Genomic DNA, 26,628 nt, shown 5'->3' with positions numbered 1-26,628 from the left:
TGACCTTCTGCGAGCGGGAATGAATCCAGGATTTCAAATATTGATGTTGAGATTATTCATGAAACTAAAAAATATCGAAGAGCTTATTGATAACAATGGAGAAATCACCATCGGTAGAGTGGGTCCCGTTCGCTATGGTGCCACTGCTTGTGATGAAGCCGAATGTCTTGCCATGTTAGTCAGGCGGCCAAAAGAATCATTTAAGGATTTGCTGATTCGGCTGGATTCCGCTATCGAGGATGCCATCGAACACGATATATTTGTGGATGAAATAAATCAATAATGTGCAATGTAAAGGATCCGCTATGATCAACCCCGTCGGAAGATGGCGCATCATCTGGATGGAAATGTGGGATCAAGATTTTGTCGATATGATCGAGCCTGGCCACTTCCGTTTCGATGAGAATGGCCTTGGCTATTTTATCTTCGGTGCTGTCGAGGGCCAGGTCGACTACCGTGTTTCAGATGATGGCCGGCGCATTGAATTTTCCTGGTCGGGAAATGATGATGGTAGCATTAAATTAGGGCGAGGCTGGTTTGAGCTTACATCCTCGGGTACCGCCAAAGGGTGCTTCTTCATTCATTGCGGGGATGAATCGGCGGTGGAAATCAGTCAACATTCATCTTGAAACTTGGATTCATCCCGCAATTTTCAGCGAGGGAATTGCGCTGACGTCGACTTCTCGCTCGGCGTGCCAGGCGTCGTGGGCCGCCTGGAGGCGCAGCCACAGCCCAGGGCCGTTACCGAACAGCTTGCCGAGGCGTGCCGCCACTTCCGGTGATACCGGCTTGCGCGCGGCCAGGATGGCGTGCAGCTGCTGACGTGAGATGCCCAACATTTTCGCGATGGCGCTCTTGCTGTAGTCCAGATCCTGCAGCATGTCATCGATCACCTCGCCGGGGTGCGGCGGGCAGTGGTTGCGGTTTTGCTTTGCGGTAATCGCCATAGTGATTCCATCTCTCTCAGTGGTATTGCTCGAAATCAACTTGGTAGGCGTCGCCAGGCCCTTGTTCTTGAAAGTCTTGATCATAGGAGCAGTGTAGCCTGATGGATTACTTCTGTAAACATAAAGGTTACACTGCTGCCGTGTCTTGTCCTGTTTCGCGATACTGCGGTCGATATCCGCTCACTGTGTTCCACCAGCAAGGAGGCTAAATGCAACTCGACCAACTTCAGCAGGGGCTCCAAAACGCCTTCTTCACGGACGGCCACCGTTTGGTCTTCTGGTACGACCCGCCCGGCCACTTTGCTGATGCACTGGATGAGCTCTCCCTGGATGGCGTACAGATCCTCAACATGGCCGGTGAGTCTACTTTCGGCGTGAAGTTGCGCCTGGAGCTTGAGGAGCCGGAGACGCCGACGCTGCTCTACTTCCCCTACGCCGAGCCGGCGCCGGAGGATGACTGGCTGCTGGACATCAAGCTCTACTCCGGACGCTTCTACGCCGATCAGCTGTCGATGACCTTCAACGAGCTCGGCCTCACCCGGCATACGCTGCGTGATCATCTGGCGAAGCGGCAGGCGTTTCTGGGCAGCCGCAAGCGGACCGAAGCGCTCAAGCGCCTGGTCACGCCGGAGATGGACGAGGATGGCCTGGATCTGGCCATGTGTGCCGCCGTGGTAGGGGCTCCCGCGGGCGATATCGCCACGCTACTGTTCCACCTAGGTGATGAGGCGGTGGCTGAGGAGACAGGGCTGGAGGGCAATCCCTCTTCGCTTGAGGAGATGGCCAAGTACGCCCTGGTGCCGAGCCTGGTGCGGGCCCTGCAGCTGGAGGTGGGGTACCCCGCCAGCCAGGCGGAGTTGAGTGGCGAGGCGCTGCTGCCGTTCGGCCAACTGATGCTGCGGCTGCTGACCACCGGCTACTGCGAGAGCATCTCGGAGATCCCCGACTGGGCGCAGAGCCATGCCATCGCCTCGGTGAATGCCCGGGCCACCTCCCGGGCGCTGCTCTCCCGGTGGCGGGACAGCTCGCGCTTCTACCCGGCCTTCGATGTGATCTCCGGCTGGGTCGCCGAGGCGCTGCGTATCGAGGACAAGATCCGCGACGTGCCCCTGGAGCGGTTGGCCAATGTGGCGACCTTCGAGGTGGTCGAAAAGCAGATCATCGTCGACCTGTGCCAAGCTATCCCCCAGGCCGATGTGCGCGACCTGGAGATGTTCCGCGGCATCATCGCCGAACGCCTGGATGGCTACTGGGCCTCGCGGCACAAGAACGACGAGCGGCGTGCGCGCTATCGCCAGCTCTATGCCGCCCTTAGCGCCGCCATCGACCTGTTTGCCTTGCGACAGCAGCATCTCAACGGCTTCCACTATGAGAGCGTCGAGGCGCTCTACCACGCCTACAGCACCGAGCTCTACCGCTTCGATACCGCCTACCGCCACTATGCGGTGGCCTCCGACAGCACCGGCGTGGAACTGCTCAAGAAGCTCGACGAGGCGGTGGAGCGCTGCTACGACGAGTGGTTCCTGGGCCAGGTCACCCGCAACTGGAGTGAGCGCATCGACGCCGAGGGACGCCTGAAGGACTGGAAGCTGCCACGCATCCCCAACCAGCAGCACTTCTTCCGCGACGTGGTGCGCCCGCACCTGGACGCCCACCGCAACAAGCGCCTGGTGGTAATCATCAGCGACGCCTTCCGCTATGAGGCGGCCGAGGAGCTGCGCGAGCGCATCAACGCCAAGCGCTACAGCGAGGCCACCCTGGGCAGTCAGCTCGGTGTGGTGCCCAGTTACACCACCCTGGGCATGGCCTCGCTGCTGCCGCATCGCGAGCTTACCTACCAGCCCGGCAGCGACAGCGTGCTGGTGGATGGCAAGTCCAGCCAGGGCACCGAGAACCGCAGCCAGCGCCTCAGCGCCGCCGTGAGCGGCCAGGCCATGGCCGTGACCGCCGAGGAGGTGAGGGGCTGGTCCCGCGAGCAGGGCCGCGAGGCGATCAAGGGGATGCAGCTGGTCTACGTCTACCACAACGTGGTGGATGCCCGGGGGGATACCGCCAGCACCGAGAGCGAGACCTTCGCCGCGGTGGAGGACGCCATCGAGGAGCTCGATACGCTCACCCGCAAGATCCTCATGCACCTCAACACCAGTACCGTGCTGGTCACCGCCGATCATGGCTTTCTGTTCCAACGCAGCAAGCTGGACGCCACTGACCGCACCAGCCTGACCGAGAAGCCGGCCGGCGCCTTCAAAAGCAAGAAGCGCTATGTGCTCGGGACGAGCCTGCCCGACAACCCCAGCGTATGGCACGGCCATACCCGCGAGACTGCCGCCACCACCTGCGATACCGAGTTCTGGATTCCCAAGGGCGCGCACCGCTTCCACTTCGTTGGCGGCGCTCGCTTCGTGCATGGCGGCATCATGCCCCAGGAGATCGTCGTGCCGGTGCTCACCGTCAAGCAGCTGCGCGGCGAGAAGGTCGAGAAGCGCACCCGCCGCAAGGTAGACGTGATCTCGCCCAAGGCCTCGCTGAAGATGGTCAACAATATCCAGCGCTTCGAGCTGCTGCAGACCGAGGCGGTCAGCGAGCAGCTCAAGCCCATCACCCTGGCCGTGGCCATCTACGAGGGCACCGAGGCGGTCTCCAGCGAGGAGACGGTCACCTTCGACAGCACCAGCGACAACATCAGCGATCGCATGAAGTCCGTGCGCCTGTCGCTGTCGGGTACCGACTTCGACCGTAAGCGGGATTACTTCCTGGTACTGCGCGACAAGGACCTGCAGACCGAGCTTGAGCGCTACCGGGTGGTCATCGACCTGGCGTTCACCGATGATTTCTTTTGAGGTTGTCAATTGACAACCTTGACGGCGAATGCCTAAGCTACTGGCAGGAGACACGATGACCCGCCCACGACACAGCAAGAAGGACATCGAGGCGGCGCTGGCCCATGCCGAGGCGCAGGGCTGGCGGGTTGAGCTCGCTTCGGGGCATGCCTGGGGCCGGCTGTATTGCCCACACAACGACAGTGAGTGCCGCTGTGGAGAGTTCGGCATCGTCAGCGTGTGGAGCACACCGAAGAACCCAGCCAATCATGCCCGGCAGCTGCGCCGCGTGGTCGACAACTGCACGGGTGGCACATCCTCCGAGGAGGACGAGACATGACGACCTACGACTTTACCCTCAAGTTCGCGGTTCCCGGTGACCTCGGCATGAAGGCGTTAGAATCCCGCCTGTTCGAGGCGGGCTGTGACGATGCCTTGATCGGCATTGGGCTGAAGGGGCGCTTGGCTCTGGAGTTTTCCCGCGAGGCGGTCTCGGCTCAGCAGGCGATTACCAGCGCCATGGCGGATGTGAAGCGCGCCATCCCCGAGGCGCGCCTGATCGAGGTGGGGCCCGACCTGGTCGGCGTCACGGATATCGCCGAGCTATTGGATTTCACTCGCCAGAACATGCGCAAGTTGCTGCAATCGCACCTGGCCACCTTCCCGTTGCCGCTGCATGAGGGGCGTGCCTCGCTGTGGCACCTGGCCGAGGTGTTGGACTGGTTCCAGACCCATCAGCGCAGGAAGATCGACGACGCCTTGCGCGAGGTGGCGCAGACCAGCATGCAGGCCAATGTGGCCCGTGAAAGCCGCCGGGTGCCGGCGGAACACATCCGCCACTTCGATGATGCCCTGGTGTCATAAATGACCAACCCGATGGAACCCGCTCGAATGGAAGCGCTCCCCAACGTCAGCTCTGACGAGCCTGCCGACCTCGACACCCTGCTCAACACCCACTTCGCCGGGCGGGTGGTGCGCAAGGACCTGACCCAGCGGGTCAAGGAAGGCGCCAACGTACCGGTTTACGTGCTGGAGTACCTGCTCGGCATGTACTGCGCCACCGACGACCCGGAGGTGATTGACGAGGGGCTGAAGAACGTCAAGACGATCCTCACCGACAACTACGTGCGCCCCGACGAGGCCGAGAAGGTCAAGTCGCTGGTCCGTGAGCGCGGCAGCTTCAAGGTCATCGACCGGGTGACGGTGCGCCTCAACGAGAAGCAGGACTGCTACGAGGCGGCGTTCAGCAACCTGGGCATCAAGGATGCCGAGATCTCCGCAGGCATCGTCAAGGAGCACGAGAAGCTTCTGGTGGGCGGGATCTGGGTGATCGCCACCCTGAGCTACTACCACGAGGAGGGCCAGCGCGGCTCGCCGTTCGGGGTCAGCCAGCTCAAGCCGATCCAGATGCCCCACATGAACATGGAGGAGCTATTCGATGGGCGCCGCGGCTTCACCACCGACCAGTGGCGCGAGGTGCTGATCCGCTCCATCGGCATGGAGCCCGCCGAGCTCGACGCCGAGGTGCAGTGGCACCTGCTGGCCCGGATGATTCCGTTTGTGGAGAACAACTACAACGTCTGTGAGCTGGGTCCCCGCGGCACCGGCAAGAGCCATATCTACAAGGAGTGCTCGCCCAACAGCATCCTGGTCTCCGGCGGCCAGACCACCGTGGCCAATCTGTTCTACAACATGAGCTCCCGGCGTATCGGCCTGGTCGGCATGTGGGACCTGGTGGCCTTCGACGAGGTGGCCGGCATCTCGTTCAAGGACAAGGACGGCGTGCAGATCATGAAGGATTACATGGCCTCCGGCTCCTTCGCCCGCGGGCGGGAGCAGATGGAAGCCTCCGCCTCCATGGTGTTCATCGGCAACATCAACCAGAGCGTCGAGTCGCTGGTGAAGACCAGCCACCTGCTGACCCCGTTCCCCGAGGCCATGATCGACGCCGCCTTCTTCGATCGCTTCCACGCCTACATCCCGGGTTGGGAGATTCCCAAGATGCGGCCGTCATTCTTCACCCAGCGCTACGGCTTCATCGTCGACTACTTGGCCGAGTTCTTCCGCGAGATGCGCAAGCGCAGCTTCGCCGATGCCATCGACCAGCACTTCCGCTTGGGCGACAACCTCAACCAGCGCGACGTCATCGCCGTGCGCAAGACCGTCTCTGGCCTGCTGAAGCTGCTCTACCCCCACGGCGGCTCTTCACAAGGGCTGGAAAAGGAAGACGTGCGCCAGTGCCTGGAGTACGCCCTGCAGGTGCGCCGTCGGGTGAAGGAGCAGCTCAAGAAGATTGGGGGCATGGAGTTCTACGACGTCCATTTCAGCTACATCGACAAGGAGACGTTGGAGGAGCACTTCGTCTCGGTGAAGGAACAAGGTGGCGGCGGGCTGATCCCCGAGGGGCTCGGCAAGCCCGGTGTGGTGCACACCATCGGCCTCAGCGATAAGGGTATGCCCGGGGTCTACCGCATCGAACTCCAGGTCACCGCCGGCAGCGGCAAACTGGCCATGTCGGAGCTGTGGAACTCAACCGCGGCCAAGGAGCAGGTCAAGATGGCCTTCGACTACTTCAAGGCCAACGCCAGCCGCATCAGTGGCTCCAGCAAGGTGCTGGAGCACGACTTCCACCTGCATGTGGTCGACCTGCAGAACACCGGCGTGCTTCGCGACCTCGCCCTGGCCAGCCTGGTGGCTTTCTCGTCCGGGCTGCTGGGCCGTCCCACCCAGAGCCAGTTGGTGGTGCTGGGCGACATGAGCCTGGGCGGTAGCCTGAAACCCGTGGAGAGCCTGGCCGAGTGCCTGCAGGTGGCCTTCGACGCTGGCGGCAAGCGCGTCACCCTGCCCATGGCTAGCGCTGTGGACATCCCCACCATTCCTGCCGAACTGTTCACCAAGTTCCAGACCAGCTTCTACGCCGAGCCGGTGGATGCGGTAGTGAAGGCGCTGGGGGTGGAGTAATGTCCTTCCCGCAACAGATGGCCTGTAGCGCAACCCGTGTAACTCTTATTCATGGGTTGTTGGGTTTCGAGAGGGATGAGTGGTAGAGCGCGGGACGTCGCTGGTTGTTGCTCTCTAATGGAACTCATACGGAACCCAGCCGTTTTTTGTTGAGCACAACGAAAAACCGCCACCCGGCATGACCCGTAAGTGGCGGTTTCTCTTGATGTTTCTGGTCGGAGCGACAGGATTCGAACCTGCGACCTTTGCAACCCCATTGCAACGCGCTACCAAGCTGCGCCACGCTCCGATGCCGGTTCAGGGGTGCCTCGCCTGTGGCTCCTGGCTCCCGAGAACGAGGCGTATACTAGCGCGTCGCGGGGCAAATGGAAAGTCCCTTTTGCGCTTCCGTTTCAATTGCTTGGCCGGATGTCGCGACGAGGCCTCTAGCCCCGCTGCTTATATCACACACTATTGGCAACGAGAACCTGCTTGCCGAGGGGCGATCGAGAGGAGGGTGGATATGCCGTTGATCATGCGCGAGCCTGCGCCTGACGGGGCGGGGCTGCTTTGCTCCCTGACGCTGCTGTTCGTGCCCGCCGGGGTGGGGTTGATGGTGCTCTTGGCGTTGAGCAGTGCTGATTTCTGGCCGATCGCACCCGGTCACGCTTTCCATTGCCATGCTGATTGGCCTGCTGCTGCTGGATATAGACTACCGCACCTACTTCGAGGGCGCCCAGTTTATCCACTTCCTCTTGGGGCCGGACACGGTGGGGCTGGCGATACCGCAACTACAATGCTCGGCTCAGATCTCCTCCCAGACACGACGACGGAAATCGTGAGAGAGCTCTGCGGCCTGTTTCATGCGTTCCATCTGGGCCTCAGTAACCTCGTTGATCAACTTCTGGTAGCACTCCTGCATCTCGGCCGGTGTCCGAGGGGCCTCGCCTTCGAGGCACTTGGCGATCTTCAGGCCGCTCTCGGCGAGTGTTAGCAGGAACTGGGCTTCTAGCTGCATTGCCTCGGCTATGCTCTGCATCCAGGCCAATTGGATGCGCGTCATGGGTGTGGTTCCTTGGCTGAACTGCTTCTGCCACCATTCCATCATCGACTGGGTCGCGGCCAGGGTGGGATTGGCGGTAGTGTCTTGCTGGCTCATGGTCGATCTCCTTGTGAATCACTGACGAACTTCTGGAACATTTTCGTCGTTCATTGTAAGTGTAGAAGATCAATGCTGACGTGTGCATCGCAGCCAATGCGCTAATGGGTAATGCTTGCTCCCTGTCAATATCTAATGTCGTGAACTGACTTCCGGGCCGGGCCCGCTGCGTCATTGGCTGAGTCGGCGGATCACCACAGGGTGGTGATCAGGAAGTAGGCCATCAGGGTTACCAGCACCGTGCTGATCAGATTGAGCATGAAGCCGGCACGGATCATCGACTGGATGCGCATGTGGCCGGTGGCGAAGACGATAGCATTGGGGGGCGTGGCCACCGGCATCATGAAGGCGCAACTGGCGGCGATGGCGGCCGGCACGGTGATCAGCAGCGGCGAGATGTCCAGCGACAGGGCCAAGGCGCCGAGCAGCGGCAGGAAGGCGGCGGCGGTGGCGGTATTGGAGGTTACCTCGGTGAGGAAGATGACCACCAGGACCACCACGCCGACCATCGCCAGCAGGGGGAAGGTACCGAATACCCCCAACTGCTCGGCAATCCACTTCGCCAGGCCCGAGCGACTGATGGTGCCGGCAAGTGCCAGGCCTCCACCGAACAGCAGCAGGATACCCCAAGGCAGCTCGCGCGCCGACTCCCAGTCCATCAGGCGCACGCCGGGCTCGCGGCCGGCCGGTACCAGGAACAGCACGATGCCGGCGATGATGGCGATGCCCGTGTCGGAGAGCCAGTCGAGACCCACGTCATTGAGCAGCGGGCGCAGTATCCAGGCCAGCGCTGCGAGCAGGAAGATGATCCCCACCCGCTGCTCCGGCGCACTGGTCCGGCCGAGCTTGGCCAGTTCGTCGCGGACCATGCCGGCACTATCCTCCTCGACCCCCAGGGCGAAGCCGCGCCGGGTCAGCCACCACCAGGCGCTGACCATCATGGCCGCACTGATCGGCAGACCGACTATCATCCACTGGGCAAAGCCGATATCGATGCCGCGGTCTTCGGCCAGGTAACCGGCCAGTAGGGCATTGGGCGGTGTACCGATCAGCGTAGCCACGCCGCCGATGCTGGCGGAATAGGCGATGGCCAGCAGCAGCGCGGTGGCATAGCGGCGCAACTCCTGGGGATCGCTGTCCTCCAGCAGGCTGATCACCGACATGCCGATCGGCAACATCATGATGGCGGTTGCCGTATTGGAGACCCACATGCTGAGAAAGCCCGTGGCGAGCATGAAGCCGCCGATCTGCTGGCGCGGTTGATGTCCGACTAGCCGCAGCACGTGAAGGGCGATGCGTTTGTGCAGGTTCCAGCGCTGCATGGCGATGCCAAGCAGGAAGCCGCCGAGGAACAGGTAGATGATCGGATTGGCATAACTGGCGGCTGTCTCCTTGATACTGCCGATCCCCAGCGCGGGCACCAGGGCCAGCGGTAGCAGCGAAGTGGCAGGGATCGGGATGGCCTCGGTGGACCACCAGGTGGCCATCAGCAGAGCAAGGCCTACGCAGGCCCAAGCCGAGTCGGCCATGCCGGCCGGGGCGGGTAACAACAGGGTCATCAGTACCCAGAGCGGCCCCAGCCACAGTCCGATGCGCATGGCGATGGAGGGAGGTGGTGTCGTCGATGGCTGGTCGTAAGAGTCGTCGCTGTGAGACATCATCGCTCCTTGGTCGGTGATATTTTGTTGAGTTACTCTATTCGCGTATAGTGTTTGTACATGCCTAGAACCGAAGGGGGAAGTATCCCCATGACCACGACCCTGGCACTGATTCTTCTTGCTCTTGCCTTGGCGATTATCGCTGGGTTAGGCACTTACGCTTTCTCGCTCTGTAAGGAGGTTAAGCGCCGCAAGGCCTTCCGCGAGGAAGAGCGTCAGCGCGCCCATCACAACTGCCTGGAGAATCTCGAGATCGTCGCCGCGGCGCTCGCGCAGGACCAGGTAGATATTACCGAGGGTAGCTGGCGCTGCAAGGTGCTGCTCGAGATACTCGACGAGAAGCTAACCGAGCGCCCGGCGTTCCAGGCCTTCGACGAGGTACATCGCCGCACCCGCCATCTGCATACCCACACTGCCCGTCAGGCACTCGATCCTCGTGACCGGGCCCGAGAGGATCGTGAGCGCCTGACCGTTGAAGAGGAGTTCCGTGAGCCAGTGCTCAAGGCTGCGGCGGCGGTAGTGGAGTTTCGTCGTGGCTGGCCGGAGAACCTGCATTGAGACCCTAAGTTGGTCGCGGCAAGAGTTCTGGCATTCTCTTGTGTGGTAGCGCACTATACATTGATGACATGGATTGCAACCTTTCGGCCCCTGGGCCAAGCTTGTCGAGTCACTCAGATGGCGGATATACGCCCCAATGATACGTCCATCTGCGTGCTGTACTGGTTGGGAAGTCACTTCCGTGCTTTCTTGGCAGGTGCAGGAAGCGAGTCGGGGACCGCTTCGCTTGGGTCATTACTTGGAACGCCGGGTGACGAAGGTTCTGTCATTCCGGTATGACGTTAAGAAGAAGGAGTCTTACATGAAAAAATCCACGACTGGTTTGTTGCTCGGTTCCGCGCTGGTGGTCGGCTTGTCCGGCTGCGCCAGCTCTGCTTCTCAGCCTAGCTCAGGGACCGCGGCTTCCGCTGATGCTTGGTATCAGCATCCGTTTTTCTGTGGCCTGGCTGGCGGCCTGATTGGCGGTGGCATCGGCTATGCAGCTGGCAATGATTCCGACGACGAGGATACCGGCGCTGCCCTTGGTTCCACGGCGGGTGCTGCCATGGGGGCTGTGCTGTGCGCCGATAATTCTCCGAAACCCGTCCCGCCGGCGCCACGCGACACCGACGGTGATGGCGTCAACGATGCCAATGATCAGTGTCCGGGCACGCCGGCCGGTGTGGCCGTGAATGCCGTGGGCTGCCCGCTGGACTCCGACGGTGACGGTGTAGCGGACTATCAGGATCAGTGCCCGGGGACCCCCGCCGGTGCCGAAGTCAACGCCCTTGGCTGCGTGCAGGACCTGGTGCTGCGTGACGTCAATTTCGAGTTCGACTCCGCCACCCTGACCATGGGTGCCGAACAGATTCTCGACGGTGTGGCCGAGAAGCTGCGTGCCAATCGCAATGTGCGGGTGCGTATTGAGGGCCATACCGACTCCTTGGGCAGCGAGGCCTATAATCTGGATCTGTCCCAGCGTCGCGCTGAATCCGTGGCCGACTACCTGGGCCGCCAGGGCGTCGACATGGAGCGCATGCGCACCATTGGCTACGGTGAGTCTCAGCCGGTAGCTACCAACGATACCGATGCGGGTCGTGCCATGAACCGTCGCGTGGAACTAGGCGAGTGGGAGTGATCCTGCCCCGACCCCAACCATTCCCCGGCTGATGCCGGGGATGACGGTGAATCGAGAGAAGGCGCCTTCGGGCGCCTTCTCTCGTGTCTGGCACATCATCGTGCCATGGCGCCGCAAGGTGGGGGTCTGCTACGCTAGGCAGCGTTTTTCCTGAGCATTCTTTATTCTTCTGGCGACACGTGATCCCTGGTATGGATCACCACTGTGCATAAGGAACCCTTCATGCCCATCGTGACCCTGCCTGACGGCAGTCAGAGATCTTTCGACGCCCCCCTCACTGTGATGCAACTGGCCGAGAGCATCGGTGCCGGTCTCGCCAAGGCCTGCGTGGCCGGCAAAATCGATGGTGTCCAGGTAGACGCCGCCGATGTCATCGATCATGACGCCGAAGTGGCGATCCTCACCGCCCGCGACCCGGAAGGCCTGGAGGTGATCCGTCACTCCTGCGCTCACTTGATCGGCCACGCCGTCAAGCAGCTCTACCCCGACGCCAAGATGGCCATCGGCCCGGTGATCGAGGACGGCTTCTATTACGATATCGACTTCGGTCGTTCGGTCACTCCCGATGACCTTGAGGCGATCGAGGCCCGTATGAAGACGCTGATCGACCGCGAGTATGATGTGGTGCGCGAGTACGTCGATCGGGACCAGGCAATGCTGACCTTCCTGCATCGCGATGAGCCTTACAAGCAGGAGATCGTTCGCGAGATTCCCAAGGGGGAGACCATCCGTCTCTACCATCACGAAGAGTACGTGGACATGTGCCGCGGGCCTCATGTGCCCAATACCCGGCATCTGAAGGCGTTCAAGCTGACCAAGCTGGCCGGTGCCTACTGGCGTGGCAATGCCGATAACCCGATGCTGACACGCATCTACGGCACAGCCTGGCCCGACAAGAAGCAGCTCAAGGCCTACCTCAAGCGGCTCGAGGAGGCCGAGAAGCGCGACCATCGCAAGCTGGCGAAGAAGATGGACCTCTTCCATCTGCAGGAGGAGGCGCCGGGGATGGTCTTCTGGCACCCCAATGGATGGACCATCTACCAGGCCCTGGAGCAGTACATGCGCCGGGTGCAGGTCGAGAACGGCTATCAGGAGATCAAGACTCCGCAAGTCGTTGACCTCTCGCTGTGGAAGGCCTCCGGTCACTGGGGCCACTACAGCGAGCTGATGTTCACCACCGAGTCAGAGAAGCGCGAGTTTGCCGTCAAGCCGATGAACTGCCCGTGCCACGTTCAGGTGTTCAACCAGGGCTTGAAGAGCTACCGCGACCTGCCGCTGCGTCTGGCCGAGTTCGGCAGCTGCCACCGCAACGAGCCCTCAGGCTCGCTGCACGGCTTGATGCGGGTGCGCGGGTTCACTCAGGACGACGCGCATATCTTCTGCACCGAGGGGCAGATACAGTCCGAGGCTGAGGCCTTCATCGCCTTGACCCTCAAGGTCTATCGGGAGTTGGGTTTCGACGACGTGGAACTCAAGCTCTCCACCCGCCCCGAGGGATTCATGGGGGAGCCGGAGCTCTGGGACCGCGCCGAAGCCGGTCTCGAGGCCGCGCTCGACGCCACCGGTCTCGACTGGGAGCTGCAGCCGGGTGAGGGCGCTTTCTACGGGCCCAAGATCGAGTTCTCGCTGCGCGACTGCCTCAACCGGGTCTGGCAGTGCGGCACCCTGCAGCTTGACTTCAACCTGCCGGGCCGGCTGGGGGCACAGTTCGTCGACGAGGATGGTGTCCGCAAGATCCCGGTGATGCTGCATCGGGCGATCCTCGGCTCCTTCGAGCGCTTCCTGGGCATCCTCATCGAGCATTATGCTGGCGCCATGCCGTTGTGGCTGGCACCCCAGCAGGTGGTGGTCATGACCATCACCGATGCGCAGCGCGACCATGCCATGTCGGTGATGGAGCGTTTGCAGAAAGTCGGCCTGCGCGTCAAGTCGGACTTGAGGAACGAGAAGATCGGCTTTAAAATCCGCGAGCATACATTGCAGAAGGTTCCCTATCTCCTGGTGGTGGGAGATAAGGAAGTCGAGTCCGACTCGGTGGCCGTGCGTACGCGCAGCGGCGAGAATCTTGGTACGATGGAAGTAGGTGCCTTCATCGCCCATGTTCAGGCTGAGCGGCAATAGCGACATCTTCCAAGGCTACAGTGGAGACTGAACCATCAAGCGAAGCAACCCCAGAGGGCGCGTTCAGGATAAACGCCCCCCCATGAACGAGCGGATTACCGAGGATCAGGTTCGCCTGATCGACAGCGACGGCGAGCAGCTGGGCATCGTGCCCACCAGCGAAGCGCTGGAGCGAGCCGAAGCGGCCGGTATGGACCTCGTGCAGATTTCCAACGCCGACCCCATCGTCTGCAAGATCATGGATTACGGCAAGTTCGTCTTTGAGCAGAAGAAACAGAAGGCTGCTCAGAAGAAGAAGACGAAGCAGATTCAGGTCAAGGAAGTGAAATTCCGACCTGGTACCGACGAGGGCGACTATCAGGTCAAGTTGAAGAACCTGATTCGTTTCCTCGAGGCGGGTGACAAGGGTAAGGTCACGCTGCGTTTCCGAGGTCGTGAGATGGCGCACCAGGACATCGGCCGCAAGCTGATGGAACGGATCGCCGCGGATCTCGACGAGATCGGCACCGTAGAGTCCTTCCCCAAGATGGAAGGGCGACAGATGATCATGATCATTGCCCCCAAGAAGAAGCAGTAAGAGAAGAAGTGATCCGACGGCCAGTCCAACGGGCGGAAGGCAAAAGTCCCTTCCGTTGGCCACGGATTTTCTGAAAAACCTCGAGCGGAGTTAACCTCATGCCGAAGATCAAGAGCAACAGCGGCGCTGCCAAGCGCTTCAAGAAGACGGCCAACGGCTTCAAGCACAAACAGTCGTTTCGCAGTCACATCCTGACCAAGAAGTCCACCAAGCGGAAACGTCATCTGCGTGGTACCAAGTTGATCCACGACGCCGACAAGCAGCTCGTGCAGCGCTTGCTGCCGAACCTGTAACGCCCTGAGTGTACCCCTCTAACGTCAGGAGATAGCCATGACTCGTGTTAAGCGTGGTGTCGTCGCACGTCGCCGTCACAAGAAGATTCTCAAGCAGGCCAAGGGCTACTATGGTGCCCGTTCGCGAGTCTTTCGCGTGGCCAAGCAGGCCGTCATCAAGGCAGGTCAGTATGCCTATCGTGACCGCCGTCAGCGCAAGCGTCAGTTCCGCGCCCTGTGGATACAGCGCATCAATGCCGGCGCTCGGCAGCACGGCCTCTCCTATAGCCGTTTCGTCGGTGGCCTGAAGAAGGCAGGCATCGAGATTGACCGCAAGGTGCTGGCCGATATCGCCGTCCACGAGAAGGCTGCCTTTGCAGCCATCGTCGAGAAGGCCAAGGCTGCCCAGTAAGGGACGTCGACCCTTGTCCGGCCGCGTGCGCGCCACCTGGCCGGATCATGATCGCCGCAGGGGAAGAGCAGCCGCTCTTCCCCTGTTTTTTTGAAAGACTTCTTTGAAAGACTCCGGAGCTCAATGGATGGATCACCTTCCCACTCTGGTTGCTGAGGCCCGCGATGCCATACACGCCGCCGAGAGCCTGGCTGCGCTGGACGAACTGCGCGTCCGCTATCTCGGCAAGAAGGGCGAGATCACCGCGCTGCTCAAGGGGCTCGGCAAGCTGCCGGCAGAGCAGCGACCGGCGGCGGGCGAGCAGATCAATCAGGCCAAGCAGGCCCTGGGCAAGGAGCTCGACCAGCGGCGTCAGGTTTTGGAAAAGGCGGCCCTTGAGGCGCGCCTGGACGCCGAGCGCCTCGACGTGACCCTGCCCGGTCGCGGCCAGCCCAACGGTGGCCTGCACCCGGTGACCTTGACGCTAGAGCGCATCGAGGGCTTGTTCACCCGTGTCGGCTATACGGTGGCGGTCGGTCCCGAGATCGAGGACGACTACCATAACTTCGAGGCCCTTAATATCCCCGCCCATCATCCGGCGCGGGGCATGGCCGACACCTTCTACTTCGATGCCACTCGACTGCTGAGAACCCATACCTCGCCGGTGCAGGTGCGAACCATGAAGGAGGCCGAACCACCGATCCGCATCGTCTGTCCTGGCCGTGTTTATCGCAGCGATTCCGATCTGACCCATACTCCGATGTTTCATCAGGTCGAAGGCTTGCTGGTCGACGAAGATGTTAGCTTTGCTGATCTCAAGGGCACCATCCAGGACTTCCTGCACGCCTTCTTTGAGCGCGACGACCTCTCGGTGCGCTTCCGGCCCTCCTACTTCCCCTTTACCGAGCCCTCGGCTGAGGTCGATATCCAGTGCGTGATGTGTGGCGGCAAGGGCTGCCGGGTCTGCTCCCATAGCGGCTGGCTGGAAGTGATGGGCTGCGGGATGGTGCATCCTGAGGTGTTCCGCCACTCCAGCATCGACGCCGAGCGCTATACGGGCTTTGCCTTCGGCATGGGCGCCGAACGGCTGGCCATGTTGCGCTACGGTGTCAACGACCTGCGGCTGTTCTTCGATAACGACCTGCGCTTCCTGCGCCAGTTCGCCTGATTGACCACCGGATAAGCAGAACACAGGATACGTCATGAAATTTTCCGAACAGTGGCTGCGTGAGTGGGTCTCACCGGCGCTCTCCACCCAGGCGCTGGCTGACCAGATCACCATGGCTGGTCTGGAGGTGGATGCTGTGGAGCCGGTGGCCGTCCCCTTTAGCGGGGTCGTGGTGGCCGAAGTGGTCGGCAAGGCCCCCCATCCCGATGCCGGTAAGCTCAATGTCTGCCGGGTCGACGACGGCAGCGGAGAGCCTGTCCCGGTAGTCTGCGGGGCGCCCAACGTAGCGGTGGGGCAGAAGGTGCCCTTCGCCCGGGTCGGGGCGGTATTGCCCGATGACGTCACGATCAAGCAGACCCGGCTGCGCGGCGTCGAGTCCTGCGGCATGATCTGCTCGGCCTCCGAACTGGGGCTCGAGGAGGAGAGCTCGGCGGGTATTCTTGTGCTGCCGCCCGAGTCACCGGTCGGTGCCGGCTTGCGTGACGTCATGGGCCTCGATGACTACACCATCGAGGTGGACCTGACACCGAACCGCGGTGACTGCCTAAGCGTGAAGGGGCTGGCCCGCGAGGTCGGGGTGCTCAACCGGCTGGCCGTCTCGGGTCCTGAGCTCACCCCCGTGGCGCCCACCCTTGATGAGACTTTCCCGGTGCGCGTGGAGGACGCCGAGCGCTGCCCGCGCTACATCGGTCGCCTGATCAAGGGCGTCGACGTCAACGCCGAGACACCACTGTGGATGGTCGAAAGATTGCGGCGCAGCGGCATCCGTGCCATCGATCCGGTGGTGGATGTCACCAACTATGTGATGCTCGAGCTGGGTCAGCCGTTGCATGCCTTCGACCGTGCCAACCTGCACGGTAGCGTGGTCGTGCGGCTGGCACGCGAGGGCGAGCGCCTGGTGCTGCTGGATGGCCAGGCGATCACCCTGGATGGCGCTACGCTGGTCATCGCCGACGAGCGTGGCCCGCTGGCCATCGCCGGCGTGATGGGCGGCGAGCATTCCGGCGTGAGCCCCGCAACCCGCGATATCTTCCTCGAATCGGCCTTCTTCTCGCCGCTGGCCATCGCCGGACAGGCGCGCGCCCATGGCCTGCACACAGACGCCTCGCACCGTTTCGAGCGCGGTGTCGACCCGCGCTTGCCGCGCGAGGCCGCCGAGCGGGCCACTGCTCTGCTGCTGGCGATCACCGGTGGCATGCCGGGACCGCTGGTCGAGGTGGCGAGCGAACCACACCTGCCGGACGGTCGCGAGGCGCGCCTGCGGGTCTCGCGGCTGGAACAGGCGCTCGGCAAGTCGCTGCCGCGTGACGAGGTCACGGAGATCCTCGAGCGCCTCGGCCTGGGGGTCGAGGCCTCCGGCGAGAGCTGGACGGTCAAGGTCCCGAGCTGGCGCTTCGATATCGCCATCGAGGAAGACCTGATCGAGGAGGTGGCGCGCATCCACGGCTACAATCGCCTGCCGGTGCGCCGTCCCCTCGTCCGCCTGGCCCTGCGTCCGGACCACGAGGCGCACACGCCGCTGGCACGGCTGCGTCGCCAGATGGTCGCACGCGGCTATCAGGAGGCCGTGACCTACAGCTTCGTCGCCCCCGAGCTGCAGCAGGCGCTGCATCCCGAGGCAGTCTCGCCGACCCTGGCCAATCCCATCTCGAGTGACCTCTCGGTGATGCGCGCGAGCCTCTTTCCCGGGCTGGTGCGGGCGCTGCAGCATAACCTCAATCGCCAACAGGAGCGGGTCCGCCTGTTCGAGATCGGCCTCACCTTCCGCGGCGAGCTTGATCAGCTGCACCAGACGCCGATGCTCGGCGCGCTGGTCTGCGGTCCTCGCGAGCCGGAGGGGTGGACCGGCGGCCGGGAGCCGGTCGACTTCTTCGACCTCAAGGGCGACCTGGAGAGCCTGCTAGCCCTCGGCGAGCCCCAGGCTTGGCGCTTCGAACCCGGCAAGCATTCGGCCCTGCACCCCGGCCAGTGTGCCCGCCTGCTGCATCGCGGCGAGGAAGCCGGCTGGATCGGCACCCTGCATCCGGCGGTGCGCGTCAGGCTCGGTCTCAAGGTCGATGCGCTGCTCTTCGAGGTGCGCCTCGATGCGCTGACCCAGGGCCGGGTACCGGCCTTTACGCCGCTGTCGCGTCATCCTGAGGTACGTCGCGACCTAGCCTTCCTGGTCGACGAGGGGCTGCCGGTGCAGGCGCTGCTCGACACCATCCGGGCTCAGGCGGGCGAATGGCTGGTAAAATCTCACCTGTTCGACGTCTACCAGGGGCAGGGGGTGCCGGAAGGGCTCAAGAGCGTGGCCCTAGGCTTGACCTGGCAGCATCCATCGCGCACGCTTAATGATGAGGAAATCAATCAGTTGGTAGATGCCATCGTCGCCGAGTCCCGGCAGCATCTGGGGGCTTTGCTACGCGCTTGAGGCTTGGGCGTCTCGTCGATCGGCGGGAGCAGCGCCACGAGGACGACAACATGGGGGTGACAAGATGGCTGCGTTGACCAAGGCGGAACTGGCCGAACATCTGCAAGCCGAACTGGGGCTTTCCAAACGCGAGGCCAAGTCCATGGTGGAGGCCTTCTTCGAGGAGATACGCGGCTGCCTGCGCGAAAACGAGCAGGTCAAGCTCTCGGGCTTCGGCAACTTCGACCTGCGCGACAAGCGTGAACGACCCGGCCGCAATCCCAAGACCGGCGAGGAGATCCCGATCTCTGCCCGGCGGGTGGTCACCTTCCGGCCCGGCCAGAAGCTCAAGAGTCAGGTCGAAGGCTATCGCGGCGAAGCCCGCTGATCATCCTGCTGCCCATGCGCAACGCCACACCCTCTTCGTGTACCAGGAGCGTGGTGTTGCCGCGGATGGCGTCATCTGGCGGTAGCGTCAGACGGCGCCGTTCTCCAGCACCCAGGTGATCACCACCTTGAGCACATAGCCCAGCATCCCGGCCCCCAGCACCACGAACAGCATGAGGGTACCGAAGCGTCCGGCCTGAGACTTCTTCGCCAGATCCCAGATGATGAAGCACATGAAGAGGATCAGGCCACCGATCATGATCGGGGTGATCCAGGTTTCGAAGGTATGCGTCATGACGCCTCCGTGCATGCTGCGGGGAGAACTCCGACCATTATACTCAGGCTTTGCTGCTGCTGCAGCCGCCAAGGCGTGGTCCCATGCCGCGGCCTCATGTTAATATCTGAGCGAAATTCTCAGGTAAATCCATGACATGCCCATGCTCAAGATCTTCGTAGGTACCATGTACGGTGGCGCCCTGGATGTTGCCGAGCAGCTCAGGCCCGTGTTCGAGGAGGCCGGCTATGAGGTGGCCATCTTCGATCAGCCGACCCTGAATGACCTCATCGGCTCGCCCACCGACCTGGCGCTGTTCTGCGTCTCGACCACCGGCAGTGGCGATCTGCCCGGCAACATCGTGCCGTTTGCCCGCGAGCTGGAGGCCCAGAGTCCCGGCCTCGACGGCCTTCGCTACGGCCTTATCGCGCTGGGTGACAGCTCCTATGGCGATACCTTCTGCGGCGCCGGGCGCCAGCTGGATGCCTTGCTCGAAGACCAGGGCGCCCAACGCCTCGGTGAGCGTCTCGAAGTGGATGCCATGGAGACCTTCATGGCGGACGACGAGGCCCTGCCCTGGGCCGAGCAGTGGATCGATGAACAGCAGCTGAAGGTGGCCTGAGATGGGCGCCACGCCGACACCCGAGCGGATCAGCCTGCTGTTGGGACTGGCGACCCTGATGCTGGCGACCCTGCCCCGCTATCTGGTAGGCGGGCATGAGACGCGATTATCGCTGATGTTGATGGCATTGGCGGTGGTGGCTGTGGTGGTCATGCTGCAGTGGCGCCTGCTATCGAGGCAGGCGCGCTCGCGCCTGCCCGGATTGCTGCGTCGGCTGGGGCTTTGCCTGATCCTGGGCCTGGCCATAATGACGGCTTGGCATACCCTGTCCAGCGCCTACTTCGGCTGGGAACTGCTGGTCTCCCACGGCGCCACCCTGGGGCTGCTGCTGCATGCCCTGTGGCTGTGGGTCAGGGTGCCTCGCTGAGTTCGGCCCCGCTACCCTGTCCCTCAGCCGAGCGTGTAGCAGGGCACGTAGTCACCGGCGAGTTTCATGCGGCCCTGGGCGACGAAGGAGGCCAGCAGCGCGTCGAGGCGTGCCATGAGTTCAGGCTCGGCGTGCAGACGGAAAGGACCATTAGCCTCGATCGCGCGAATGCCCTTCTCCTTGACGTTGCCGGCGACGATGCCCGAAAAGGCCCGGCGCAGATTGGCCGCCAGTTCGTGGACCGGCTGCTCGCGGTGCAGCGCCAGTCCGGCCATGGCCTCGTGGGTGGGTTCGAAGGGTTGCTGGAAGTCTCGAGCCACGGTGAGGCGCCAGTTGTAGTAGAAGGCGTCCTGGCGGCTGCGGCGATAGTCGGTGACCGCATCGATGTTCTTGCGCATGGTGCGGGCGACCTCGACGGCGTCGTCGACGACGATGCGGTAGTGCTGGCGAACCTCCTCACCCAGGGTGTAGACCAGGAACTCGTCGATACGCTGGAAGTAGTCGGCAGAATCGGCCGGGCCGGTGAGGATCACGGGCAGGACCATGTCGGCGTTGTCCGGGTGCAGCAGGATCCCCAGCAGGTAGAGAATCTCCTCGGCGGTACCCACTCCCCCGGGGAACACGACAATGCCGTGACCCAGGCGCACGAAGGCCTCGAGGCGCTTCTCGATATCGGGCATCACCACCAGCTCGTTGACAATGGGGTTGGGCGCCTCGGCGGCGATGATGCCGGGTTCCGAGACACCCAGATAGCGTCCCTGGGAACGCCGCTGCTTGGCATGGGCCACGTTGGCGCCCTTCATCGGGCCCTTCATGGCGCCGGGGCCGCAACCGGTGCAGATATCCAGCTCGCGCAGCCCCAGGTGGTAGCCGACGGACTTGGTGTAGTCGTACTCCTTGCGGGAGATCGAGTGGCCACCCCAGCAGACCACCAGGCTGGGGTCGCGTCCCGGCTTGAGGGTCCCCGCCTTGCGCAGGATGTGGAAGACCGCGTTGGTGGTTCCCTCGGCACTCTCCAGGTCGAAGCGATGGCGGGTCTGGATCTCGTTGTAGACGTAGACGATGTCGCGCAGCACCGCGGAGAGGTGCTCACGGATGCCGCGGATCATCTTGCCGTCGACGAAGGCCTCGGCAGGTGCATTGCTGATCTTGAGGCGCACGCCGCGGTCCTGCTGCAGCACCTCGATGTCGAAGTCGCGGTAGGTCTCGAGCAGGGCCAGGCCATCATCGGTGGGATTGCCGCAATTCAGTACGGCCAGCGAACAGTTGCGCAGCAGGTCGTGCAGGCCGCTTCGCGAAGTATCGTGGAGGCGCTCGACCTCCTGCTGGGAGAGGATCTCGAGGCTACCTTCCGGCGAGATGGTGGTGGAAATGGTGTCGGGCATCCTTGGCATTACCTTCGTCATGGCGGCATTGTTCATTGCACGATGCTATCATGCTGCGCCGCGAACGCGACGCTTTCGGCGAGTGGCTGCAACATCACGAGGCCTGGCGGCGGCAGACCTCGATCACGCTGTCAATCTCGATACTCGTCGATGCTCGGGCAGGAACAGACCAACTGCCGGTCGCCGAAGACGTTGTCGACCCGATTGACCGCCGGCCAAACCTTGGCGGCTTTGACCGCCGCCGAGGGGAAGGTGCCGAGTTCGCGCGAGTAGGGGTGTTGCCAGGCGTCGTCCCTCAGGTCGGCCTGGGTGTGCGGGGCATTGACCAGGGGATTGTCATCCGCGGGCCACTCGCCAGCCTCGACCCGGGCGATCTCCTCGCGGATACGGATCATGGCGTCACAGAAGCGGTCGATCTCGTAGCGCGACTCCGACTCGGTGGGCTCGATCATCAGCGTGCCGGGCACCGGGAAGGACATGGTCGGGGCGTGGAAGCCGTAGTCCATCAGGCGCTTGGCGATGTCCTCCTCGCTGATGCCCGACTCGGCCTTGAGCGGGCGGATGTCGATGATGCACTCGTGCGCCACGCTGCCGTTGCGGCCCTTGTAGAGCACCGGGTAGTGGTCCCCGAGTCGGTGGGCCATGTAGTTGGCATTGAGGATCGCCAGTTCGGTGGCCTCGCGAAGGCCGCGGGCGCCCATCATCTTGATGTAGGCCCAGGAGATCGGCAGGATCGAAGCGCTGCCGAAGGGTGCCGCCGAGACCGCGCCGCAGCTCGCCTCGACGCCCTCCAGCGGCGTCACCACGTGGTTGGCGACGAAAGGGGCCAGGTGGGCCTTGACGCCGATGGGTCCCACGCCCGGGCCGCCGCCGCCATGCGGGATGCAGAAGGTCTTGTGCAGGTTGAGGTGGCTGACGTCGCCGCCGAAGTCGCCGGGGCGGGTCAGTCCCACCTGGGCATTCATGTTGGCGCCGTCGATGTACACCTGGCCACCGTGGGTATGCACGATGTCGCATACCTCGCGTACGCTCTCTTCGAAGACCCCGTGGGTGGAGGGATAGGTGATCATGATCGCCGAGAGGGCATCACGGTGCTTGTCGGCCTTGGCGGTGAGGTCGTTAAGGTCGATGTTGCCGTCGTTGTCGCACTCCACCACCACGACCTTCATGCTCGCCATGGCCGCGGAGGCCGGGTTGGTGCCATGGGCCGAGCTGGGGATCAGGCAGACATTGCGGTGCCCCTCGCCCTCGGCGGCCTGGTAGCGGCGGATCGCCACCAGGCCGGCGTACTCGCCCTGGGCGCCGGAGTTGGGCTGCATGGAGATGTGGTCGTAGCCGGTGATCTCCACCAGGAAGGCGGCCAGCTCGTCGATCATCTGCCGATAGCCGGCTACCTGATCACGGGGCGCGAAGGGGTGGATGCGCGCGAACTCCGGCCAGGTGATGGGCATCATCTCGCTGGTGGCGTTGAGCTTCATGGTGCAGGAGCCCAGCGGGATCATAGCGTGGACAAGCGACAGGTCCTTGTTCTCCAGGCGCTTGAGGTAGCGCAGCATCTCGGTTTCGCTGTGATAGCGGCGGAAGGTCGGGTGGGTCAGAAACGCCGACTCGCGCCGGCAGGCCGCTGGAATCCCGCTGATTCCAGCCTCGACCACGCGGTCGTCGAGCTCGCGAACTGAGAGGCCGTGTTCCTCGCCGAGCAGCACATCGAAGAGCACGTCCAGGTCATGGGCAGTAGTGGTCTCGTCGAGGCTCAGGCCGACGTCGCCGTTCTCGAAGTAGCGCAGGTTAAGATCGTGGGTCATGGCGCGGCCATGGAGCTTGCCGGCATCCATGCCGGTCAGGCGCAGGGTGTCGAACCAGCTATCGTGGACTAGGGTGACGCCCTTGGCCTTGAGCCCCTCGGCGAGAATGGTGGTCAGGCGATGGATGCGCCCGGCAATGGTGCGCAGACCCTCGGCGCCGTGATAGACGGCGTAGAAGCCGGCGATGTTGGCCAGCAGCGCCTGGGCGGTGCAGATGTTGGAGGTGGCCTTCTCGCGGCGGATGTGCTGCTCGCGGGTCTGCATGGCCATGCGCAGCGCCGTGTTGCCGCGGCTGTCCTGGGAGACACCGATGATGCGGCCCGGGATCGAGCGCTTGAGCTTGTCGGTGGTGGCGAAGAAAGCAGCATGCGGGCCGCCGTAGCCCATGGGCACGCCGAAGCGCTGCGAAGAGCCCACCACCATGTCGGCACCCAGCGCCCCCGGCTCCTTGAGCAGCACAAGACCCATCAGGTCGGCAACCACGCAAGTCATCACGCCGGCCTCGCGGGCCGTGGTGAGCAACGGCGCCAGGTCGCGGACACGGCCGCTGTCGCCCGGGTACTGCAGCAGGGCGCCGAAGACCTCATGCTCGGCGAGCGCCTCGGCCGGGGCCACCACCAGCTCGAAGCCGAACCAGGCGGCGCGGGTGCGCACCACGTCGAGGGTCTGGGGGAAGACGTCCTCGGCGACGAAGAAGGTGTCGCTCTTGGCCTTCTTGTTGGCGCGTTTGCACAGCGCCATGGCCTCGGCGGCGGCGGTGGCCTCGTCGAGCAGCGAAGCGTTGGCCAGCTCCATGCCGGTTAAATCCATGACCATCTGCTGGAAGTTGAGCAGCCCCTCCAGGCGGCCCTGGGATATCTCCGGCTGGTAGGGGGTATAGGCGGTGTACCAGCCGGGATTCTCGAGCACGTTGCGCTGGATCACCGTCGGTAGGTGGGTGTCGTAGTAGCCCTGGCCGATATAGCTCTTGACGACCCGATTCTGGCGGGCCAGGCGCTGCAGGTAGTCCAGGGCCTCGGCCTCGCTCTTGGGCGGGTCCAGTTCCAGCTCACGGCCCAGCCGAATGTCGGCGGGGATGGTGGCTTCGATCAGCGCGGACAGGCTCTGCATGCCGAGAGTGGTGAGCATGCCGTCCACATCGGCGCCGGCCGGGCCGTTGTGGCGCTGGAGGAAGGCATCGTGAGCGGCCAGATCGGCCAGACGGCGGTTGTCGAAAGCCATGGAATACCCTGTTTGCGTGACGGGGCCTCGCCCCGGAAATCATCGAAATGGCCCGACCCCGTCATCGACGAGGCCGGAAAAGGCGCTTCACTGCCGCATTGGCCGGCAGCCGCTGGCCGGCCCGGACGGGGCGCCGGGGTGAGGATCACTCCTCGGCGGAGGCCACGGCCTGGTAGGCGTCGGCATCGAGCAGGTCGTCGAGGGCGCTGGCCTCCTCGAGACGCACCTTCATGATCCAGCCATCCCCGTAAGGCGACTCGTTGAGGGTCTCGGGGGCGTCCTCAAGAGCCTCGTTGACCTCAAGGATCTCACCCGCGACTGGGGCGTAGAGGTCGGAGGCGGCCTTGACCGACTCGACGACGCCAAACTCGTCGCCCACGGCCAGGGTGCGGCCCACCTCGGGCAGCTCCACGAAGACCACGTCGCCCAGTGCCTCCTGGGCATGGTCGGTGATGCCGATGGTCACGGTACCGTCGCCATTGTCGAGGACCCATTCATGGCTTTCGGCATAGCGCAGGTTGGCGGGGATAGAGCTCATCGTGATTTCCTATACGAAAAAGGTTTTCGGATCCGCGAATGCTAACGCCATCGTCGGCATTTGGCGAGTCCCCCGGTGGACCGATCCAGTGCATGGTGCGCCTCGGCCCGTTCACAGGGTGGTCCGCCGCGGCCGGTTCGTCCAGTGTTGGCCCAGGCAGGGCCTTTTTCCAGGCGGAGGTAGGTCTTCTTGGCATCCCGCACTCTCCTCTTGTTCGCGGGTGTTGCCGCCGGTAGGCTGGCCACGTTTCCGATCGGAAACAAAAAATCGAGATCGTTCGTGCCGCCACTGTGGTCCCTTCACCGCTTCATCGGGCTGGTGAGGCAATGGTAATATCCGCTATTGTGAAGGCGCTTGTCCTGTCGATCTTTCGTCGATGTCTGGCTCGTCCATGCCATTTCGCCTGTTCGCTGCTGAGGGGAACATGGGCATGGCGCGTCACAACAATAAACCTGGATTAAGGAAGACTCTCTTGGAAACCTTGAACAGTATCTTCACTGACATTAATGGCGTGGTGTGGGGGCCATTGATGCTCATCCTGCTGCTGGGGGTGGGGCTCTACTTGCAGATCGGCCTGAAGCTGATGCCGATCCGCAAGCTCGGTTCTGGCTTCAAACTGATGTGGCAGGGTCGTGACAGGAAACCCGCGCCGGGCAAGGCGCCCGAAAAACACGACGACGGTGAGATCTCGCCTTTCAATGCTCTGATGACGGCGCTGTCTGCGACCATCGGTACCGGCAATATCGCCGGTGTGGCCACCGCCATCGCTCTGGGTGGGCCTGGGGCGGTGTTCTGGATGTGGATCACGGCCCTGGTGGGCATGGCGACCAAGTTCGCCGAGGCGGTACTGGCAGTACGCTACCGCGAGACCGACAGCACCGGTTACCACGTCGGTGGGCCGATGTTCTACATCAAGAACGGCCTGGGCAAGAAATGGCTGTGGCTGGGCGGTGCCTTCGCCTTCTTCGGCGCCGTGGCCGCCTTCGGAATCGGCAATACGGTGCAGTCGAACTCGGTGGCGGATGCCCTGGACAGCACCTTCGGCCTGCCACCCTGGATCACCGGTGTGGTGATCATGGTGCTGGCCGGGGCGGTAATCATAGGTGGCATTAGGCGTATCGCCAAGGTGGCCGGCAAGCTGGTGCCGATCATGGGGATCCTCTACGTGCTGGCCGGGCTTGTCGTGCTCGTGATCAATGCCGACCAGATCGGTGGGGCCTTCGGCATGATCTTCACCTATGCCTTCAACCCGCATGCGGCGGTGGGTGGCTTCGCCGGCGCGGCGGTGATGGCGGCGATCCGCTTCGGTGTGGCGCGCGGCATCTTTTCCAACGAGGCCGGACTGGGCAGCGCGCCCATTGCCCATGCCGCGGCACAGACCAAGGATCCAGTCCGTCAGGGCCTGATCGCCATGCTCGGCACCTTCATTGACACCATCCTCGTCTGCTCCATCACTGCCCTGGTCATCCTGACCGCGGGTGTCTGGGAGACGGGCGAGGCTGGGGCGTCGCTGACCGCGCTCTCCTTTGATGCCGCTCTGCCGGGCATGGGCAACCAGATCGTCTCGCTGGCGCTGGCAGTGTTCGCCTTCACCACTATCCTGGGCTGGTCCTTCTACGGCGAGAAGTGCTTTCAATTTCTGTTCGGCACTCGCTCGATCATGCTCTACCGGGTGCTGTTCGTGCTGGCGATCCCGCTGGGTGCCATAGCCCAGCTGGGCTTCATCTGGCTGATGGCCGATACCTTCAACGCCATGATGGCCATTCCCAACCTGATCGCTCTGGCGCTGCTGTCGCCGGTGGTCTTCAAGCTGTCCCGAGACTACTTCGACGGCAAGACGATCCTGCCGGGCGAGGAGCTGGACCACGACAAATCCTGAGGGTGAGTGACGCAGGAGAGGTGTCCCTGGG

General features: G+C 63.0%; 26 protein-coding genes and 1 tRNA gene. 19 read left to right on the top strand and 8 right to left on the bottom strand.

Annotated elements, in window-relative coordinates; all coding sequences use genetic code 11:
- The first annotated feature begins 58 nt into the window (after positions 1-58).
- Together DFO68_RS03915 and DFO68_RS03910 are read left to right on the top strand one after the other, a co-directional pair.
- Positions 59-283 (top strand): hypothetical protein, encoded by a 225-nt coding sequence (locus DFO68_RS03915; protein ID WP_133482261.1) that lies wholly within the window; start codon positions 59-61, stop codon positions 281-283.
- Positions 284-305: 22 nt separating this feature from the next.
- Positions 306-629 carry a hypothetical protein gene (locus DFO68_RS03910; RefSeq protein ID WP_208107351.1) on the top strand — a complete coding sequence of 108 codons (324 nt, stop codon included), beginning with the start codon at positions 306-308 and terminating at the stop codon, positions 627-629.
- Between the two features lie 9 nt (positions 630-638).
- On the opposite strand, the gene DFO68_RS03905 is transcribed toward DFO68_RS03910, so the two are convergent.
- The gene (locus DFO68_RS03905) at positions 639-947 is read right to left on the bottom strand and encodes a HigA family addiction module antitoxin (protein ID WP_133482259.1); all 309 of its coding nucleotides are present in this window, start codon (positions 945-947) and stop codon (positions 639-641) included.
- Between the two features lie 209 nt (positions 948-1,156).
- On the opposite strand from DFO68_RS03905, the gene pglZ reads away from it, so the two are divergent.
- Genes pglZ through brxL form a run of 4 tightly spaced genes read left to right on the top strand, consistent with a single transcriptional unit; the run spans position 1,157 to position 6,727 of the window.
- Complete coding sequence (pglZ, locus tag DFO68_RS03900; protein ID WP_133482257.1) at positions 1,157-3,787, top strand: BREX-1 system phosphatase PglZ type A; 2,631 nt, start codon at positions 1,157-1,159, stop codon at positions 3,785-3,787.
- A gap of 55 nt (positions 3,788-3,842) precedes the next feature.
- Complete coding sequence (locus tag DFO68_RS03895) at positions 3,843-4,106, top strand: hypothetical protein (RefSeq protein WP_133482255.1); 264 nt, start codon at positions 3,843-3,845, stop codon at positions 4,104-4,106.
- Positions 4,103-4,630 (top strand): helix-turn-helix transcriptional regulator, encoded by a 528-nt coding sequence (locus DFO68_RS03890; RefSeq protein WP_133482253.1) that lies wholly within the window; start codon positions 4,103-4,105, stop codon positions 4,628-4,630. Before DFO68_RS03895 ends, DFO68_RS03890 begins: the two co-directional genes overlap by 4 nt.
- A gap of 27 nt (positions 4,631-4,657) precedes the next feature.
- Positions 4,658-6,727: a protease Lon-related BREX system protein BrxL gene (gene brxL, locus DFO68_RS03885; RefSeq protein WP_133482251.1), complete on the top strand. Its 2,070-nt coding sequence runs from the start codon at positions 4,658-4,660 to the stop codon at positions 6,725-6,727.
- A 212-nt stretch (positions 6,728-6,939) separates the two neighbouring features.
- On the opposite strand, the gene DFO68_RS03880 is transcribed toward brxL, so the two are convergent.
- A tRNA-Pro gene (locus tag DFO68_RS03880) sits at positions 6,940-7,016 on the bottom strand.
- A gap of 370 nt (positions 7,017-7,386) precedes the next feature.
- On the opposite strand from DFO68_RS03880, the gene DFO68_RS03870 reads away from it, so the two are divergent.
- Complete coding sequence (locus DFO68_RS03870; protein WP_243726410.1) at positions 7,387-7,548, top strand: LrgB family protein; 162 nt, start codon at positions 7,387-7,389, stop codon at positions 7,546-7,548.
- Here DFO68_RS03870 and DFO68_RS03865 read toward each other — a convergent pair.
- Entirely contained in the window at positions 7,512-7,865 is a 354-nt protein-coding gene (locus tag DFO68_RS03865) for a hypothetical protein (RefSeq protein WP_133482249.1), read from the bottom strand. The two genes, DFO68_RS03870 and DFO68_RS03865, sit on opposite strands and share 37 nt — an antisense overlap.
- A 191-nt stretch (positions 7,866-8,056) precedes the next feature.
- Positions 8,057-9,523, bottom strand: a complete 1,467-nt coding sequence (locus DFO68_RS03860; protein ID WP_133482247.1) for an SLC13 family permease — start codon at positions 9,521-9,523, stop codon at positions 8,057-8,059.
- 90 nt (positions 9,524-9,613) lie between these two features.
- On the opposite strand from DFO68_RS03860, the gene DFO68_RS03855 reads away from it, so the two are divergent.
- The 9 genes from DFO68_RS03855 (at position 9,614) to DFO68_RS03815 (ending at position 18,507) form a co-directional block, all read left to right on the top strand.
- Positions 9,614-10,081: a DUF2489 domain-containing protein gene (locus DFO68_RS03855; RefSeq protein ID WP_133482245.1), complete on the top strand. Its 468-nt coding sequence runs from the start codon at positions 9,614-9,616 to the stop codon at positions 10,079-10,081.
- A gap of 301 nt (positions 10,082-10,382) precedes the next feature.
- The gene (locus tag DFO68_RS03850) at positions 10,383-11,198 is read left to right on the top strand and encodes an OmpA family protein (RefSeq protein WP_133482243.1); all 816 of its coding nucleotides are present in this window, start codon (positions 10,383-10,385) and stop codon (positions 11,196-11,198) included.
- Positions 11,199-11,420: 222 nt separating this feature from the next.
- Positions 11,421-13,319: a threonine--tRNA ligase gene (gene thrS, locus DFO68_RS03845; protein WP_133482241.1), complete on the top strand. Its 1,899-nt coding sequence runs from the start codon at positions 11,421-11,423 to the stop codon at positions 13,317-13,319.
- 34 nt (positions 13,320-13,353) lie between these two features.
- Positions 13,354-13,896, top strand: coding sequence for a translation initiation factor IF-3 (infC, locus tag DFO68_RS03840; RefSeq protein WP_279512793.1), 543 nt, complete (start codon positions 13,354-13,356; stop codon positions 13,894-13,896).
- A gap of 98 nt (positions 13,897-13,994) precedes the next feature.
- Positions 13,995-14,189, top strand: a complete 195-nt coding sequence (rpmI, locus tag DFO68_RS03835; protein WP_133482238.1) for a 50S ribosomal protein L35 — start codon at positions 13,995-13,997, stop codon at positions 14,187-14,189.
- Positions 14,190-14,226: 37 nt separating this feature from the next.
- The gene (gene rplT, locus DFO68_RS03830) at positions 14,227-14,580 is read left to right on the top strand and encodes a 50S ribosomal protein L20 (protein ID WP_133482236.1); all 354 of its coding nucleotides are present in this window, start codon (positions 14,227-14,229) and stop codon (positions 14,578-14,580) included.
- A 127-nt stretch (positions 14,581-14,707) separates the two neighbouring features.
- Entirely contained in the window at positions 14,708-15,727 is a 1,020-nt protein-coding gene (gene pheS / locus DFO68_RS03825; protein WP_133482234.1) for a phenylalanine--tRNA ligase subunit alpha, read from the top strand.
- Between the two features lie 34 nt (positions 15,728-15,761).
- Positions 15,762-18,140, top strand: a complete 2,379-nt coding sequence (gene pheT / locus DFO68_RS03820; RefSeq protein ID WP_133482231.1) for a phenylalanine--tRNA ligase subunit beta — start codon at positions 15,762-15,764, stop codon at positions 18,138-18,140.
- A gap of 64 nt (positions 18,141-18,204) precedes the next feature.
- Entirely contained in the window at positions 18,205-18,507 is a 303-nt protein-coding gene (locus DFO68_RS03815; protein ID WP_133482229.1) for an integration host factor subunit alpha, read from the top strand.
- Between the two features lie 87 nt (positions 18,508-18,594).
- Here DFO68_RS03815 and DFO68_RS03810 read toward each other — a convergent pair whose 3' ends face one another.
- A complete protein-coding gene (locus DFO68_RS03810) occupies positions 18,595-18,801 on the bottom strand; it encodes a DUF2788 domain-containing protein (protein WP_133482227.1) in 207 nt (68 codons plus the stop codon).
- Between the two features lie 136 nt (positions 18,802-18,937).
- Here DFO68_RS03810 and DFO68_RS03805 point away from each other — a divergent pair, with 136 nt between their 5' ends.
- Together DFO68_RS03805 and DFO68_RS03800 are read left to right on the top strand one after the other, a co-directional pair.
- The gene (locus DFO68_RS03805) at positions 18,938-19,402 is read left to right on the top strand and encodes a flavodoxin (RefSeq protein WP_133482225.1); all 465 of its coding nucleotides are present in this window, start codon (positions 18,938-18,940) and stop codon (positions 19,400-19,402) included.
- A 1-nt stretch (position 19,403) separates the two neighbouring features.
- Positions 19,404-19,769: a hypothetical protein gene (locus DFO68_RS03800; protein WP_133482223.1), complete on the top strand. Its 366-nt coding sequence runs from the start codon at positions 19,404-19,406 to the stop codon at positions 19,767-19,769.
- A 23-nt stretch (positions 19,770-19,792) separates the two neighbouring features.
- On the opposite strand, the gene ppnN is transcribed toward DFO68_RS03800, so the two are convergent.
- The 3 genes from ppnN to gcvH form a co-directional block, all read right to left on the bottom strand.
- Positions 19,793-21,154: a nucleotide 5'-monophosphate nucleosidase PpnN gene (gene ppnN, locus DFO68_RS03795; protein ID WP_133482221.1), complete on the bottom strand. Its 1,362-nt coding sequence runs from the start codon at positions 21,152-21,154 to the stop codon at positions 19,793-19,795.
- A 131-nt stretch (positions 21,155-21,285) separates the two neighbouring features.
- Positions 21,286-24,180 carry an aminomethyl-transferring glycine dehydrogenase gene (gene gcvP, locus DFO68_RS03790; RefSeq protein ID WP_133482219.1) on the bottom strand — a complete coding sequence of 965 codons (2,895 nt, stop codon included), beginning with the start codon at positions 24,178-24,180 and terminating at the stop codon, positions 21,286-21,288.
- A gap of 145 nt (positions 24,181-24,325) precedes the next feature.
- A complete protein-coding gene (gcvH, locus tag DFO68_RS03785; RefSeq protein ID WP_133482217.1) occupies positions 24,326-24,718 on the bottom strand; it encodes a glycine cleavage system protein GcvH in 393 nt (130 codons plus the stop codon).
- A 472-nt stretch (positions 24,719-25,190) separates the two neighbouring features.
- Between gcvH and DFO68_RS03780 the strand changes: the two genes are divergently transcribed.
- Positions 25,191-26,597 carry an alanine/glycine:cation symporter family protein gene (locus tag DFO68_RS03780; protein WP_133482215.1) on the top strand — a complete coding sequence of 469 codons (1,407 nt, stop codon included), beginning with the start codon at positions 25,191-25,193 and terminating at the stop codon, positions 26,595-26,597.
- Positions 26,598-26,628 lie beyond the last annotated feature (31 nt).

This window comes from Halomonas ventosae (assembly GCF_004361885.1).
Classification (GTDB): domain Bacteria; phylum Pseudomonadota; class Gammaproteobacteria; order Pseudomonadales; family Halomonadaceae; genus Halomonas; species Halomonas ventosae_C.
This window is presented reverse-complemented; position numbering and strand designations above follow the sequence as displayed.